The 15115-nt window shown below is 56.1% G+C and carries 9 protein-coding genes; 5 read left to right on the forward strand and 4 right to left on the reverse strand.

All coding sequences use genetic code 11. The features are described 5' to 3' along the window. Nucleotides 1-94 precede the first annotated feature (94 nt). Nucleotides 95-3526, reverse strand: a complete 3432-nt coding sequence (locus tag MY069_RS02740; protein WP_482795548.1) for a YhdP family protein — start codon at nucleotides 3524-3526, stop codon at nucleotides 95-97. Nucleotides 3527-3606: 80 nt separating this feature from the next. Here MY069_RS02740 and MY069_RS02745 point away from each other — a divergent pair, with 80 nt between their 5' ends. From MY069_RS02745 to MY069_RS02755, 3 genes are all read left to right on the forward strand, one after another. Next, nucleotides 3607-4086: a peroxiredoxin gene (locus tag MY069_RS02745; protein WP_482795549.1), complete on the forward strand. Its 480-nt coding sequence runs from the start codon at nucleotides 3607-3609 to the stop codon at nucleotides 4084-4086. A gap of 174 nt (nucleotides 4087-4260) precedes the next feature. Continuing rightward, nucleotides 4261-5472 carry a peptidoglycan DD-metalloendopeptidase family protein gene (locus tag MY069_RS02750; RefSeq protein WP_482795550.1) on the forward strand — a complete coding sequence of 404 codons (1212 nt, stop codon included), beginning with the start codon at nucleotides 4261-4263 and terminating at the stop codon, nucleotides 5470-5472. Further along, a complete protein-coding gene (locus MY069_RS02755; protein ID WP_482795551.1) occupies nucleotides 5456-5977 on the forward strand; it encodes a bactofilin family protein in 522 nt (173 codons plus the stop codon). The genes MY069_RS02750 and MY069_RS02755 overlap by 17 nt, the downstream gene beginning before the upstream one ends. 52 nt (nucleotides 5978-6029) lie before the next feature. On the opposite strand, the gene prfB is transcribed toward MY069_RS02755, so the two are convergent. The 3 genes from prfB to MY069_RS02770 all read right to left on the reverse strand — a co-directional run bounded on the left by prfB (nucleotide 6030) and on the right by MY069_RS02770 (nucleotide 11151). After that, nucleotides 6030-7140 (reverse strand): peptide chain release factor 2 gene (gene prfB, locus MY069_RS02760; RefSeq protein WP_482795552.1). Its coding sequence is split into 2 segments (ribosomal slippage): nucleotides 6030-7070 and nucleotides 7072-7140, totalling 1110 coding nucleotides; the frame shifts between segments, so codons are not numbered across the junction. A 54-nt stretch (nucleotides 7141-7194) separates the two neighbouring features. Beyond that, a complete protein-coding gene (locus MY069_RS02765) occupies nucleotides 7195-9783 on the reverse strand; it encodes a penicillin-binding protein 1A (RefSeq protein ID WP_482795553.1) in 2589 nt (862 codons plus the stop codon). Between the two features lie 93 nt (nucleotides 9784-9876). Then, nucleotides 9877-11151, reverse strand: a complete 1275-nt coding sequence (locus MY069_RS02770; RefSeq protein ID WP_482795554.1) for an N-acetylmuramoyl-L-alanine amidase family protein — start codon at nucleotides 11149-11151, stop codon at nucleotides 9877-9879. A gap of 126 nt (nucleotides 11152-11277) precedes the next feature. On the opposite strand from MY069_RS02770, the gene MY069_RS02775 reads away from it, so the two are divergent. Together MY069_RS02775 and MY069_RS02780 are read left to right on the forward strand one after the other, a co-directional pair. Continuing rightward, a complete protein-coding gene (locus MY069_RS02775) occupies nucleotides 11278-11736 on the forward strand; it encodes a hypothetical protein (protein ID WP_482795555.1) in 459 nt (152 codons plus the stop codon). A 420-nt stretch (nucleotides 11737-12156) separates the two neighbouring features. Continuing rightward, on the forward strand, nucleotides 12157-14760 hold the full coding sequence (locus tag MY069_RS02780; RefSeq protein WP_482795556.1) for an Rne/Rng family ribonuclease: 2604 nt from the start codon (nucleotides 12157-12159) through the stop codon (nucleotides 14758-14760). The last annotated feature ends 355 nt before the right edge of the window (nucleotides 14761-15115 follow it).

Consider the following 15115-nt stretch of genomic DNA (forward strand, 5'->3'; position numbering starts at 1 on the left):
ATTGAACCAAGATCTGAGCGAGCTTTCAAGTCTATGGATCCCTGCCTGCGCAGGGATCTCCGGACACGGGCAAAATCTTAGGTCCGAAAGTCGTCTAGCCATCACTACCCGGCGTCGGTGAGAGGATTTCCTCATCCGGCAAGTCCGGCAGTTTCTCCGTCGGCGGCTTCAGATTTGGATCCACCGGGATCGCTTCTGGGATCGAGGTATCGGATGGATTCTCAAAAATTCGTCTTAGAATACCAGGCGTTACCGCTGAAAGCGGGTTCACCGCAACTTGCGCTTTTTCCAAAGTCCCGGCGACAGAATAAGTGATCGAGAATATGCCTTCGCCTTCGCGGCCAACGATTAGGTCGCCAATGATCGGAACCCCGCCCAGGACGGAATTGACGCCGAAACTCGGAACTAGAACCCCGTTCAAATCAATCCCGCGCCCATCTGTTCCCACCCATCCATTGACCGTCAGACCAAGTGCCGGGCCGCTCGCGCGGCCGCCATCTATCACGTACCGCCCGCCGCCAATCGTGATCGGCGCTTCGATCCGAGAAAATAAGACACCGTCCCCTGAGAGCGTATCCGTGAGGCCGCGCAAAGATGCGAGAGACAGGATTTGAGTAAAGAATGGCGCGTTGATGAGGCGTGTATCCTCAATCGTAGCCATCAAGCGTGCCGGCGTATTTTCCGTCGCCAGCGCGCCGCGCAGATCCAAGATACCGCCCTCGATGAAATCGACGCCAAAGAAGGCGCTGGCAAGATAGCCCGCATCGCTCGTCTTGAGTTCCAGTGCGAGAGGTTGCCCCGCGCCTTCATTATCAAGCCGCGCAATGAACGTCGCACCATTGTCCGTGTTTCCACTCGCCCGTAGGGACTGAAATCCGTCAGTGGCCGAGAGGTTCAACGCCAGCGAAGAACCAATCAAATCCAAGTTTCGCCGCAGGCGCAGCCGCTCAACTGTGGCCGTGAGATCTCGGCCGAGGCCTTCGCTTTCGCCGCCGACATCGCCGACAGATCCAATCTCGGTCAAAAGACCCGAAATATCGAGGTATCGGCCATCCACTTCGATCTTGAAGCCGTCTTCTGTGCGCGAAATGCCGCCCGCCACATCGACCGAGTCTTCGATAAAGAAACGTCGCAAAATCAGCGATTCCAAGCGGCCATCATTTTGCAACCTCAAATCGCCATCAATCGCGGCGTCATCGGCATTGAACCGCAGCGCCGCAGCCTGTTCCCGCAAATCGCCTGCATAATTGAGTGTCGCGCGGGCGGTTTGACCCGAAGGTTTCACCCAATCGATTTCAGCAATATCCAGCCGTGCATCGCTAAGGTCGAAGGCAAACGTCCCGGTCTGAAGACCGTCGGACCCGACTTTGCCTTGCATCTCTGCCGGCACTTCGCCGGTGATGAAGGCGCGCCCAACCAGACCGAAGACGTTGAGAATATCCGAGGTCAGAACCGCGGTAGCCGAGAGATCCGCTGGGTTGCCACCATCATTGAACGCATCGCGCCATGTGAATTGAACCGGCGAGCTACCCATATTGCCAAAGCCCGTCAGGATCATCCTCTCGAGCGTCAAATCGACATTGACGTTCGCTTCAGTGATATCGAATGGACCGGCTGCGTCTTTGAGGCCCCCGTCTCGGATCTCGCCGCGAACCTCTAGGATATGGTCTTCGAGTGGAACATCGCTCAAGGCGGGGCGTTCTAATGAAAAAGTGGCTGTTGCGTCGCCGGTGACTCGCTCGGGGTCGAAGCCCGTCCGTTCTTCCAAGCGCAAACTCGACGCCGAAAGGTGACGCAAGATCGACACTGCCGGCCCGGATCCAAATCCTGTCACTGTAAAGGTTTGGCCACGCGGATTGAAGGCGGGGAAATCCACCGCGCCGGATTGCACGGCCCAATCATCATAAGAACCGCTGATCACATCGATGTGGAGGCTATTGCCGCCAACTCGGCCAGTTCCAATGACGTTCTCGACCGGCGGCATATCTTTGAGGAAGCGTAAGGCGCCATCTCTAAAGGCAAACTCCACTGCCAGATCTTCATCCCGCAAATAGCCCTCTGCCATACTGTCGGGTTTCAGCGTCAGCGTCGCATTTGCCTCGGTGGCCATACCCGATTCCAGCCGTTCGATGACATAGTTTCGTGCGCCGCGTCCGAGCCGAACTGGCCAATAAGCCAGGATGGTCTCTTTACTAATATCGCCAACCAGCTCGGCGGTGACGTCGAGCGTCAGTGGAATCTCGCCCTCTTCATGGGCGACATTGAAATCAACTTCCCCGCTCGCGCGGAGGCGAGCTGAACCCAAATCCGCTTCCAGCCTATCGATCGAGAAAATGGTGAAGTCGTCGGCAATATCAGCCGCAAAGCTGACATTACCGATATCCCAAGGGGCTTCGAACAGTTCAGTTATGTCGATGCTCAGCGCTTCAGAGTCGAGCTCCAGGCGGCGTAAGGCATTCTTAGCAAGCACATTGGTCAGCTGACCGTCAAATCGTCCCGCAACCCGGTCGGATTCGAGTTGAAGAAAGTCTATTCTGACCTGATCTTCCGCAGGCAAATACGACAAGGCGGCAGCGAGATCATCAATCGTCTCATTGATCATATCCAGCTGCAGCGTTCCGGTTTCGCGCGACGCGACCAATCCCACTTGGGTTAAGCCTTCATCACGCGTGACATCAGCATTGAAGGACGTGCCCAGCCTCAGGTCACTTCCTTCAAAGCCAGAAAATCCGAGGCGTTCGACTAGGTCCGTGATCGGCAAAACGCCGACATCAAAAACCGCTTTCAGTCTTTGGTAATTGTCGAACGTATCCAGCGAGACGCTGAAAATCTCTGGTAGCCCCAAGCCTTGGCCATCACCCGAGAATTGGATCGAAACGTCTTGCTCCAAACGCTGAAACTCGGCAGAGGCTTCTGCAATCGTTCCGATGGGATTTCGCTCGGGATCAATGACGCGGAATTCGAAATTATTGAACGCCAAGGCCTCGAGCTCAAAGGCTTCTTCGAAAAATTGCAGCCCAACCAGAACATCGCTCAACACAGCATTGGAACGCTCGAGCCACTCTTCAGGGGTCTTTGGCGACGCAGCGGCGCGCACTTCGGGAAGCGGATCACCGGCGAGAGTCCAGCTCGAGGGGCCGGTATTTTGAACCTCAACCCATCCCGACAGGAGATTAGCGTCGAGAAGCTCGACCCGTCCCAATAGAATGTTCCCGGCATCGAGGGTCAACTCAGCGCGCTCGGCAAAGCCAGCCTCTCGTCCGGTATCATCCTTCAAAGACAAACCATTGGCGACAACGAAGACGCGCCGTTCGGCAGGGGACCATTGCAAAGTGAGCTCATCGACGGTGACCGCACGATCGCCGCGAGCGCGCGTAATCGCCTGTTCAACATCATCGCGAAACACGCCCAGCTCGACAGGACCGCTCGCCAACATGAAGGCCAGAATCCCGACTGCCGCCATCACAACTAGTGAAAAGACGCCGAGCGTTTCTAAAATTATGACTTTCGTGGTCTGGCGAACCAAGTCATTTGCTCCATGTAATCAATCTACTGCCTCGCGGCACATCAACCGGGCTCCGTCCCGCCAGACATGAAAGACATGCCATGACAAACCGACCAGAAAAAGGCGATAAGGCGCCAACTGTAACAATTCCAGTCAGCGATGAAGAATCCGTCAATTTGGGCGCTCCGGAGGACAAGGCCCATGTCGTCTATTTCTACCCACGTGACAACACACCGGGCTGCACAACCGAATCTATCGATTTCTCAGCCCGTTTGGCGGATTTTCAGGCTCTAGGTGTGCAAATCATTGGCGTATCGAAAGACAGCCTCAAAAGTCACGCCAATTTCAAAACCAAGAAAGAGCTAACGGTGCGCCTTGCCAGCGATGAGAACGATGATGCGTGCGAACAATTTGGCGTCTGGGTTGAGAAAAACATGTATGGAAAGAAGTATATGGGCATTGAACGCTCGACCTTCTTGATCCTCGCCGATGGGTCGATCGCAGAGCTCTGGCGCAAGGTCAAAGTGAAGGGGCACGCTGAAGCAGTTCTTGAGACAGTCCGTGAGATTTTGTCGACCTGATTCGTCAAATAAAAATACTTTAAGGCGATTTTTACACTCCAACCGTATTTTTCGACCGGAAATACGCAAAAGGGGGCTTTTCGACGGGATCACAATGAGGTTACTGTGACCCATCACCAATCAAGACGACGTTTTCCCCGAGACCAAGTCTTACCCTGCGGATAGGTGCGTAGAATGAAATCGACTGGAAAAGTCTCAGACTTTATACGCCGTGCATTTCCAGAGCGGCAGATTTACCACCGCAGTGGCGGGACGGTTCGCTATTTCACCATTTCTCCACTTCAACAGATTGTTCTGACGTGTGCCGCGGCTGCTCTTGTAGGGTGGTCGCTTTTTGCATCCGCGACTGTAATTTTTGGCGAAAAAGCCATGACGGTCGGAACCGCGTCGACTGAGGTCAATCGTCTTGAACGTTGGGTCCAAGACTTGCGCGCCAAAGAAGCCCTGTCGACCTCGCAACTCGAACAACGGACCGAAGCGTTCCAGGACGCAACGATTGAATTCCAACGCCGACACGAAACGCTCGCAACCATGCTTGAAGCGCTTCAAACCGGCGGCGAGCTAGAGGTTTCAGCGCTAAGGGGAAACTCGGCATCTCTCCTGGTGACGGCCTCGATCGATGAGGCAGACGCTCGGCAATCGCAACGTTTTGCCGAAGTCGAACGCACATTGCCGCAAGTCGGATTGCGAGGCGATGTATCGCGGGTTCGAGCCGAGCAAAATGAGTTCCTGAACGATATTGAAGAAATGGCCGTTGAACGCGCTGAAGCTGCCCGCGGCATTCTCCAGCTGACCAAAGTTGGTGCGGCACGAATTTCAAGCGGCGAAAATATGGGCGGCCCAGAAGTTAGCTTTTCCAGCTTGATGTCGGGTCAGTTCAATACGCCAGAAGAAGAGCGTTTCGCAGTTCGTGTCGCGCAAGTTGCGGCGCGGATGGAAGAAGCACGATACTTTGAGCAGCTCGTCGACAACCTGCCGCTAGCGACGCCGATTGGTATCCCGTCTCGGGTTACCTCCCCGTTTGGAATGCGGATTGACCCGTTCCGGAAACGCCCCAGCTGGCATGGTGGAATCGACATGGGCGCGGGGTGGAATGCCCCCATCGTTGCCGCTGGCCCCGGAACTGTGATATATGCAGGGCGAAAGTCTGGTTATGGCCGCGTTGTTGACGTCGATCATGGCGGGGGTTTCGTGTCCCGTTATGCGCACTTGAACAAGATCATCGCGACGAAGGGACAAGAGGTCGTGATCGGAGATAAGCTCGGTACCATGGGTTCGACCGGGCGCAGCACAGGTCCCCACCTTCACTATGAAGTGCTGTTCCATGGAAAGCAGTATAATCCAGTAGAGTTCATTAAGGCAGGCAAACATGTTCACGAAGACTAAAGGCGATACCCCACCCGGCTTCACTCCCGCACAAGACGCGGTCCGAGGCGCATCTTCAAAAGCGGCATCACGCGTGGGGGCCTCGATCCTTTGTTCTGACGTGGAAATCAAAGGCACCATCAAAACGGGCGGTGCCCTGCAAGTCGACGGCAAGGTCGAAGGCGATATCACAGCCGGTGACATCACGGTCGGATCGACCGGCGAAATCCTCGGTGAAGTGAAAGCCGAAACCCTGCGTGTCAAAGGCAAGATTATCGGCTCTATTCGGTCTCGCCGAGTTGAGCTTGAAACAGGCGCTTCCGTCCAAGGCGATATTTTCCATGCGGCTTTGATCATCCAGCCGGACGCCAATTTCGAAGGCCAAGTGAAACGCGAAGAGAACCCGCTAAAAGAGAGCGCGCCGCAACCTGCTGCAGCGCCTCAGCCAGCGGCGGCCGCGCCAACAACTGGTTTTGTGACAGGCGCGCCTGTCACACCAACAACCGGCACAGCTGGCAACGCTTAACACGCGCGAAAACAAGTTTGAAAGAAGCCGGGTCCTTAGGATCCGGCTTTTTCTATTCAGCCGGCTCCGCCTCGCCCAAGGCGTGTGACAGAGCTGCGCTCAGGAATGGCGTGAGATCGCCGTCCAGCACGCCGCCCGTATCCGACGTCTCGTGATTGGTGCGGAGGTCTTTGACCAATTGATAGGGCTGCAAGACATAAGATCTGATTTGATGGCCCCAGCCGATCTCGGTCTTCGAGTCATGACTATCTTGCGCCGCTTGTTGGCGCTTCTGCAACTCAACTTCATAGAGCCGCGAGCGCAGCATTTCCCAGGCCGTTGCGCGGTTTTGGTGCTGCGAGCGCCCAGATTGGCAAGCCACCGCAATCCCAGTCGGCTCATGGGTAAGCCGCACCGCTGAGTCCGTTTTGTTGACGTGCTGACCGCCTTTGCCTGACGCGCGATACGTATCGGTGCGAACATCCGATGGATTGATCTCAACATCGATCGAGTCATCGATCACTGGCGACACGGCAACAGATGCGAAACTCGTATGCCGGCGCGCAGAACTGTCAAACGGCGAAATCCGAACCAAGCGGTGAACGCCCTGCTCTGACTTGAGCCAGCCATAAGCGTTCTCGCCTTTGATCAAAAGCGTCGCTGACTTGATCCCGGCTTCTTCGCCCTCATGACTTTCAACTTCTTCGACTTTATAGCCAGATTGCTCGGCCCAGCGCACATACATACGGCGGATCATCGACGCCCAGTCTTGGCTCTCGGTGCCGCCAGCGCCAGAATTGATATTCATATAGCAATCATTGCCGTCCGCTTCGCCGGATAGCAGCGCCTCAAGTTCGGCCTTCTCAGCTTTCTCAGCGGCTCGGCGCAGACTTGTTGCAACGTCGGCCAGCATATCCTGATCGCCATCGGCGAGCTCTAACAGCTCCAGCCCGTCAGAGGCTTCGGTCTCAAGCTCGACGACCGTCTGCATGCCGGTTTCAAGCTTTTGCCGCTCCGCCATCAATTTGCGGGCTTCGTCGGGGTCATCCCAAAAATCAGGGCGCTCGGAGAGTGCGTTTAGCTCGTCGAGCCGTTTCGATGCGACGTCCCAGTCAAAGACGCCTCCTCAGCAGCTCAGACGACTGCTTGATTTGTTCCGCGAGGGCGAGAATTTCTGCTGACATGCTTTTCCCTGAAGCTTATCCGATCGGAGGAAATGACGGCGTTTTGCGCTCAGGTCAATAAATGTCCTCGTCAATGTCATCAACAATCACATCCGATTCAATCACCTCGCCGGTCTCTGGATCAATTTGCGGACCGACCGGCGTTGTTGTCTGTCCAAAGATCGATCCATCGCCAGTGCCGGACAGGCTAAGATTGGATGTGCTCGCGAACGCCCGCCCAGGTTCGGTTCCTGGACGGAAGGCTTCGAGGATGATTTCTTGGCTGTCAAACGTAGGGACGCCGCCCGTGGTGGCGTCAACAGAGACGAGACGTACGCCGGGCGGGATCCGGAATGGGATTGGCGCCTCGTCGGCGAGCGCGCGCTCCATAAACTCGGTAAAGATCACACCAGCAACAGATCCGCCGCCTTCGCCCTCACCCAGGGTGCGCGGGGTATCAAACCCGGTCCAAATGCCAACCACGAGATCCGGCGAGAACCCGAAGAATAAGGCGTCGACATAATCATTGGTCGTTCCGGTTTTTCCTGCCAGCGGCTTGCCAACGCGGCGGGCCCGTCGGCCGGTTCCGCGCTCGACCACACCTTCCAGCATATGCACAAGCTGATAAGCGACAATCGGGTCCACCAATTGCTCACGATCGTCGGGAAGCGTCGGAGGCTCCAACCCGTTCCAATCTGTCGCATCACATCCCTCGCACTCGCGTTGGTCATGCTTGTACAGCGTCACGCCGCGGCGGTCTTGAACGCGATCCAACAGGGTTGGCGTCACTTCCTTGCCGCCATTGACCAGCGCCGCATACGCTTTGGACAAACGCCATGGAGAGGTCTCGCCTGATCCCAGCGACATGGCCGGATAAGGCGGTAAGCGGTCATAGATCCCAAACCGTTCAGCGAATTCAGACACGGCCTCCATGCCGATATCGGTGGCGACGCGGGCGGTGACCTGGTTGTAGGATTTTTCCAAGGCAACCCGCATCGTCACTTCGCCATAGCTGAGGCCTTCGGCATAGTTTTCCGGCTTCCAGACCTCGCCTGTATTCTCGTCATAATAGACGTAAGGCGAGTCGAGGATGCGAACCGATGGCGTATAGCCTTGCTCGAGCGCCGCCCCATAAACGAAGGGCTTGAACGATGATCCTGGCTGGCGCCGGGCCTGAGTGACACGGTTAAAAGGGCTCTTAAAGAAAGAATAGCCGCCCATCATCGCGAGCACGCGACCGGTATGCGGGTCGAGCGCAACAATCGCGCCTTCAAGCTCTGGAACCTGTTTCAGCTGCGCCTGCCCCACCGGGACCATTATCGGCTCGATTGGGATTGTGGTCTGATCATCGTCAGCGGCAACGCCTTCGCGGGTTGGCATACTCTCTTCTGGGCTGAGCGCTTGGCGGCTCACTTCAGCGAGTACCACATCGCCTGCCCGTAAGCCGGTTTGATCGCCGCCGCGAACATAGGTTTTTGCCCATTCGACGTCCTCAGCTGGAATGCCGATCTTCGCGCCATCCCCAAGCAAAAGCTCCGCACCATCATCAGAAAGACTGATCACCATCGCGCGCTCCCAAGAGCCGTATCCGCCAGGCAGCGTCACGCCATTCAGCTGCTCAAGCACATCTTCTGAGCGTGGATCAACCGCGGTGATCGGTCCGCGATAATCGTATCGCCGATCATAAGTTTCGAGGCCGATTTGCAGCGCTTCTTGAGCCGCCAATTGAAGCTTGGTGTCAATTGTTGTGCGGATCGATAGCCCGCCCTGCTCAAGCTCTTCTTCGCCATAAAGATCAATCAGCTGTTTGCGCAGCTCTTGGACGAAATAGGTCGCTGCGGCATATTCAGGCCCATACAGGCGGCGGGTTGTATTGAGCGGTTTCGCTTTTGCTTCGGTCGCTTCTTCTTCGGTAATATAGCCGTTCTCGGTCATCCGGTTCAGCACATAGTTACGGCGCTGAAGCAAGCGTTCCGGATTGGTATATGGGTTCACCCGACCCGGGAATTTGGGCAGCGACGCCAAGACCGCAGCTTCTGAATAATCCAGTTCAGGCAGCGACTTGTTGAAATAGTTGAGCGCCGCAGAGCCGACACCATAAGAGCGGCCGCCGAGGTAAATTTCATTCAAATAGAGTTCGAGGATGTGCTCTTTGCTGAACGCCGCTTCCATGCGGCGAGCAATGATCAGCTCTTTGGCTTTGCGGACAATGGTTTGATCACGTGTCAGCAAGAACACTTTCGCGACTTGCTGGGTGATCGTTGATCCGCCCTGCAATCCGCCGCTGCCGGTCAGGCGGTTGCGCGCGGAATTAATCACCCCTCGCAGCATGCCGACATAGTCGACGCCGCCATGTTCAAAAAATTTCTTATCTTCCGCTGAAACAAAAGCGTGGATGACGTGTTCCGGCATTGCTTCGAACGGAATGAAGACGCGGTGCTCATCGGCAAACTCATAGATCAGCGTGCCATCGCCGGCATGAACACGCGAGGTGACCGGCGGGTTATATTCCGCGAGCTGCTCAACCGAGGGAACGGTCCGACCGAGCGCGGCCATCCAAATCATGAAGGCGATAATCGCCAAGATTCCCAACACAAACCCGGTACCGACGGTCCAAAACAGAACCCGCCAGGTCAATACATGCTGTTTGAAGGTGGCCCACATAGTCCGCTCTCTCACGTATTATCTCACAGCGTGCTGATTCCACGCTTTCACGGCGAGACTAAGGCGGTTCTGGACCTTCGAAAAGGCGCCGCGTCAGTTGCTTGCGAATAATAAATCTTGGCGATCAAAATAGGCGTCGATGGCGCGCTTGATCGCTTCAGCGGATTTCCGCCGCCCGCGCTCTGATTTCAGCCGTTTCGCATCGGCGCGATTGGTCAGAAAACCAATCTCCACCAGGACAGCAGGTACATCTGGAGCCAGCAAGACAAAAAAGTTCTGGCGGCGATGCGTATTGCGCAAAAGCGGCCCAGCTTGTTTGAGTTCCGGAACCAGGAATTCGGCGAAAATCTCAGAATTCGATTTGGTCTCGCGCACGGTCAGATCCTGCAAAATGTCTGACACTTCGTCAGAGGTGCCGTCCTCGAACGGCATATTCCAGCCAAATCGCTTTGCGGTCTTGTCGATCCGCGCCTCGCCACGGGTCGAAATCGTATAAACAGAGGCCCCGCTGACCGTTGGCTTTCCAGCGGCATCAGCGTGGACTGAGATAAACAGGTCAGCACCCCAATTGCGCGCCATGGTGACCCGATCTTCGTGCTCGACATAGACATCGGTTTCGCGCGTCAGTTTCACGACATAACGGGAGTCTCGCTCGATCAGGTTTTTCAGCTTCAGCGAGGTCTTCAGCACAATGTCAGCTTCCTCATCCCCGGTCACAGCAATCGCGCCGGGGTCTTTGCCGCCATGACCTGGATCGATGACGATCACCCGCCGCTGCTGCGCAGCCATCTTCATCAGCGCGCCAAATCCGGCTGGTTTCGCAGAGGGCGATTCTGGGCGCACAGAGGAGCTTGGTGTTTCAGCGAGCGTGATCGGTTGAGACGATGGCGCCAGCGTTTCAGCTTCGGCCACAGCGAACCGATCAGCTTCAAATCGCGCAAACCGGGTTGCATCCCGCCGCGCCGCCGATTGAAACCGCGCCAGGGAAACGCCAGACAGATCGAGAATGTATCGATAAAGCTGCTCGCTGCCTGATGGCGGCAGGTCGATCTCGCGCATAATCATCATCGGTTGCTCTAACTCGAAAATGATCCGATCCGTATCCAATGTGTACGCAAACACGCCGCCCGTCGGTTCGGCAAAGAACGGGGTCGGCGCCAGTAGGAAAGTCTCCGGCACCATTTCGATGAGCAGTCCATCATCGGTCTCTCGCAAGAACACATCTGGGCGGATTTGGCTTTGGGAAGTGATGGTGATGCGGGTGAACTCGCCATCACCTGCAACGCCGACAGATTGCACCTGTGCGACCCCGAACAGGGGTACAAAGGCGGCTAATATTGCCATGTAGAAAAGAGTCAGCAATCGCATCAAAAGGCTTTGTTCCACCACGCTCTTAGGCGCTTTATTATCCCAATGTTTCTATTTTGTGTAATCCCATAGCGATGAACACGAGATGATGCTTCACCTGGTTCCGTGTTTAGGAAGGGACCACAAATGTCATACCAAATCGCTAAAATGAGTCTCGCTGCTGGCATATTCATGACCGCATACGCTCCCCTCGCTGCCGCGGATGATCACAGGCATGCGATGACGATTTACAATGACGCATCGAACGATGGTTACCTCTCATTTGGGCAAACCGATGGCATTGGCGATAAAATCGTCTGGCACTCTGATATGCAAACGGAGACGGGTGAAGCGATTGGTGTCGGCTCTGGACATTGCACCCAACTCGACGCGGACAAGAACTTCTTCTGCTCGTTCACGATCGCAATCGATGGGCGCGGCATCTTCGCGGGACAAGGCGTTCAGCAAACAGAACCAGCCCCTTCGAACTACCCCATCACCGCAGGAACGGGTGAGTTCGAAGGCGCCACGGGCACAATGATCTCGAAGCCGGTCGAGGATCGGGCGCGCTTCGTCTATGAGATAAGCTATCGCCTTCCCGAGTGATAAGGCTCTAAACAAGCGGCATCGCCCTTAAACACGTCAGGCGAGAAAAGCGCACCGCGTGTATTCTACAAAATAAAAGCCCCGGTCGTTTCCCAAGCGAAACAAGAAACATCCGCATGCCCGCATTTTGGGTCTTTTAATTCAGTGCCAAAGGGGGCATGTAGGATTCACGCTCAGAAATGAGCCCAAACAGGATCCCCGAAAGGCGGGTGAACAGGCCTAACCCCCTGCACTATCGCCGATACGGAACGGATAATATGAGCTTACAGGTCGCAAAATTCAGAACCGAGAGCCGCTCTATGGATAGAGCTGGCCGGGCTGGTTTGCTGCCTGTCCCTAATCACAATTTTACTGGCGCGTATCGCCATCGCTCGCATGACAACCGAGCCTTAGCGCCGCCAGTCCACAAGGCAGCTTACAATGAGCAAAACTATGCTGATCGACGCGGTCCACCAGGAAGAGACCCGTGTCGCCCTCGTCAACAAAGGACGTGTCGAGGATTTTGATTTTGAAACAACTGGCAGCGAACAATTAAGAGGCAATATCTATCTCGCGAAAGTCACGCGCGTAGAGCCCTCTTTGCAAGCCTGTTTCGTCGAATATGGCGGCAACCGCCATGGCTTCCTCGCTTTTAGCGAGATTCATCCTGACTATTATCAATTGCCGCAAGCTGATCGTGAGGCGCTCCTCGAAGAGGCCGCGCGTGAGGCAGAAGCCGCAGCCGATGATGATATCGACGATGATGACGACGATACCGATCTCGATGACGACTCCGATGATGACGAGACTGAGCTAGACGCCGAAGACACTGACGAAGAGTCAGATGACGCGGATGATAGCGAGTCAGAGACAGACGCAGAAACCGAAGACGACGCAGAATCTAAGGAAGAGGAGTCCGACGAGGACGCTTCAGAAGACGCAGCTGACGCCGAAGCAGATGCGGATGCGGACTCGGACGAAAAAGAAAAAAAGAAGCCGCGCGCGAAAGCCGAACATCGCCGCCGCGGGGCCCGCAAATCGCGTGGCACCTCGATCACCCGTCGCTACAAAATCCAAGAAGTCATCCGGCGGCGCCAGGTCCTTCTGGTTCAGGTTGTCAAAGAAGAACGCGGCAATAAAGGCGCAGCTCTCACGACGTATCTCTCGCTCGCCGGTCGCTATTCGGTGCTGATGCCCAACACGCCTCGCGGCGGCGGCATCTCTCGGAAAATCCCGAACGGCAATGATCGCAAGCGTTTGAAAGCGGTTATGGACGATCTACAAGTGCCCAAGGGCATGGGCCTCATCGTTCGCACAGCTGGCGCCAAACGGACCAAGTCCGAAATCCGGCGCGACTATGATTATCTGCAAAAACTGTGGGCCAAGATCCGTAGCAAAACTCTCGAATCCGTGGCGCCTGAACGCATTCATGAAGAAGGCGGGCTGGTGCACCGCGCCATGCGCGACATGTTCGATCGCGAGATTGAAGAAGTCGTTGTGCAAGGTGATCGGGCCTATCGCGAAGCGAAAGATCTCGCGAAAACGCTGATGCCGACCCAGGCAAAGAAAGTGAAACGCTGGACAGCCGCGGCGCCCCTCTTCGTCAAAGAAGGCGTTGAAGATCAGCTCGACTCCATCTTCTCACCGACGGTTCAAATGAAGTCTGGCGGCTATTTGGTCATCAACCAAACCGAAGCCTTGGTCGCCATCGATGTGAACTCTGGTAAATCCACCAAAGAGCGCAATATCGAACAGACCGCTCTGCACACCAATTTGGAAGCCGCCGAAGAAGCTTGCCGCCAAATGCGCCTACGTGACCTTGCCGGTCTCGTCGTGATCGACTTCATCGATATGGACGAGAACAAGAATAATCGCGCCGTCGAGAAGAAGATGAAAGAGGCGCTGAAGCTCGATCGAGCGCGTGTTCAAAACAACCGTATCTCGCAGTTCGGCCTGATGGAAATCTCTCGCCAGCGCCGCCGAGCTGGTGTTCTACAGGCGACCTCCGAGAAGTGCGAATCCTGTGACGGCACCGGCCGTCGCCGCTCCATTCCATCCTCAGCCCTGCAATTGCTGCGCGCGGTTGAAGCGCGGGCAGCCAATGGCGGTCTGCGCGGCATCACCGTCACGGCCCCGACAGATGTTGCGCTCTATCTGCTCAACTCCAAACGCGATCAGATCTCTGCGATTGAAGAGGAGGTCGGCTACACAATCGCAATCAAATCATCGGCTACGATGATCCCTGGCGATTTTGAAATTGATGCTGACAAGTCTTCAAGCGGCCGTCGTCGCCGTCAAAAATTCAATCGCGCCGACTTCCTTGAAGGGGATGAGGACGATCACCTGCTCCCTGACGCGGAAGAGGATGAAGACGAAGATCAAATCGAGTCTGAAGCCACATCCGAAGAAGATGGCGAGGACGCGGGCGGCAAACGCAAACGTCGCCGCCGCGGCCGTCGCGGGGGCCGTCGCCGCCGCAAAGATAATGAGGCTCTGGATCCAGGCGCCCCGCCATCAGATGGCGGCGCGCTATTGGACGGATTGGCGGTGTCCTTCACCAATCTGCTAGGCGAAGAGCCCGATGATCTTCCTGAAGCCAGCGAAGGCGGCCTAGAAGCCAAACCCGTCGCGGTGCCAGAAGCTCGCAGCGCTGAGCCAGCGACCGAAACTAAAGCCGCAGACGAAACAGCCGAAGACGAGCCGAAAGAGGGCAAAAAGCGCCGTCGCCGCCGCCGCCGCAAACGCAAGAGCGACGAAGCCGCGCCAGTGGCAGAGACTGAAGCAGGCGCAGACACGGAGGCCGCAGACGCTGCGGAAACACCCGCAGAGGCCGAGCCAGCACCTACCCCGGAAGAGCCGCCAATCAAGCTCGTGGAAGACCCAGCCCCTGCCGAAACACAGGCAGAAGCTGAACCAACCGCAAGCGAACCGGCGCCTGAACCCGAAATGGCATCTGAGGCCCCCACCGGACCGATCGCCACTGAACCAGTCCTGGAAACCACCGCGAAACCAAAAAAGAAAAAACGCGGCTGGTGGTCCCGCTAGGCGCGAGTCGCTTGGTTGGGTGTGGGCGTTGTGGTGACTGAGACGGTCTGGCTTTGGGGCTGGAGCGGATATGCCGATTGTTTGTTTCCGGTCAGGCTTCAATATCATTCTCGCTAATTTCCAACTCACCGAGCCGAATGCCGTGTAAACACTTAGCGCTGTAATTTCTGCACAAGAGAAGCTCTATTGAGACGGAGGCGAGACGATCGAAGAACGGGAAGATCGATTGGGCGCGTTAGACGCTTCAATTCCGGGCGGATTGCCCCGTCGCGGTGCCCCATCATCGATCGGAATTTTAAGTTGGCCCTCAGCCAATTGAACTTCGATGTTGAGGAGTTATACCGTCACCTCGAGA

The sequence above is a fragment of the Hyphomonas sp. ske169 genome, from assembly GCF_056850855.1.

Bases quoted from the DNA above. Each gene is read 5' to 3' on its own strand.
- MY069_RS02765 (WP_482795553.1), bottom strand. From the start codon at position 9,783: ATGTGGGCCACCTTCAAACAGCATGTATTGACCTGGCGGGTTCTGTTT.
- MY069_RS02775 (WP_482795555.1), top strand. From the start codon at position 11,278: ATGTCATACCAAATCGCTAAAATGAGTCTCGCTGCTGGCATATTCATG.
- MY069_RS02750 (WP_482795550.1), top strand. From the start codon at position 4,261: ATGAAATCGACTGGAAAAGTCTCAGACTTTATACGCCGTGCATTTCCA.
- MY069_RS02770 (WP_482795554.1), bottom strand. From the start codon at position 11,151: ATGCGATTGCTGACTCTTTTCTACATGGCAATATTAGCCGCCTTTGTA.
- MY069_RS02745 (WP_482795549.1), top strand. From the start codon at position 3,607: ATGACAAACCGACCAGAAAAAGGCGATAAGGCGCCAACTGTAACAATT.
- MY069_RS02780 (WP_482795556.1), top strand. From the start codon at position 12,157: ATGAGCAAAACTATGCTGATCGACGCGGTCCACCAGGAAGAGACCCGT.
- MY069_RS02755 (WP_482795551.1), top strand. From the start codon at position 5,456: ATGTTCACGAAGACTAAAGGCGATACCCCACCCGGCTTCACTCCCGCA.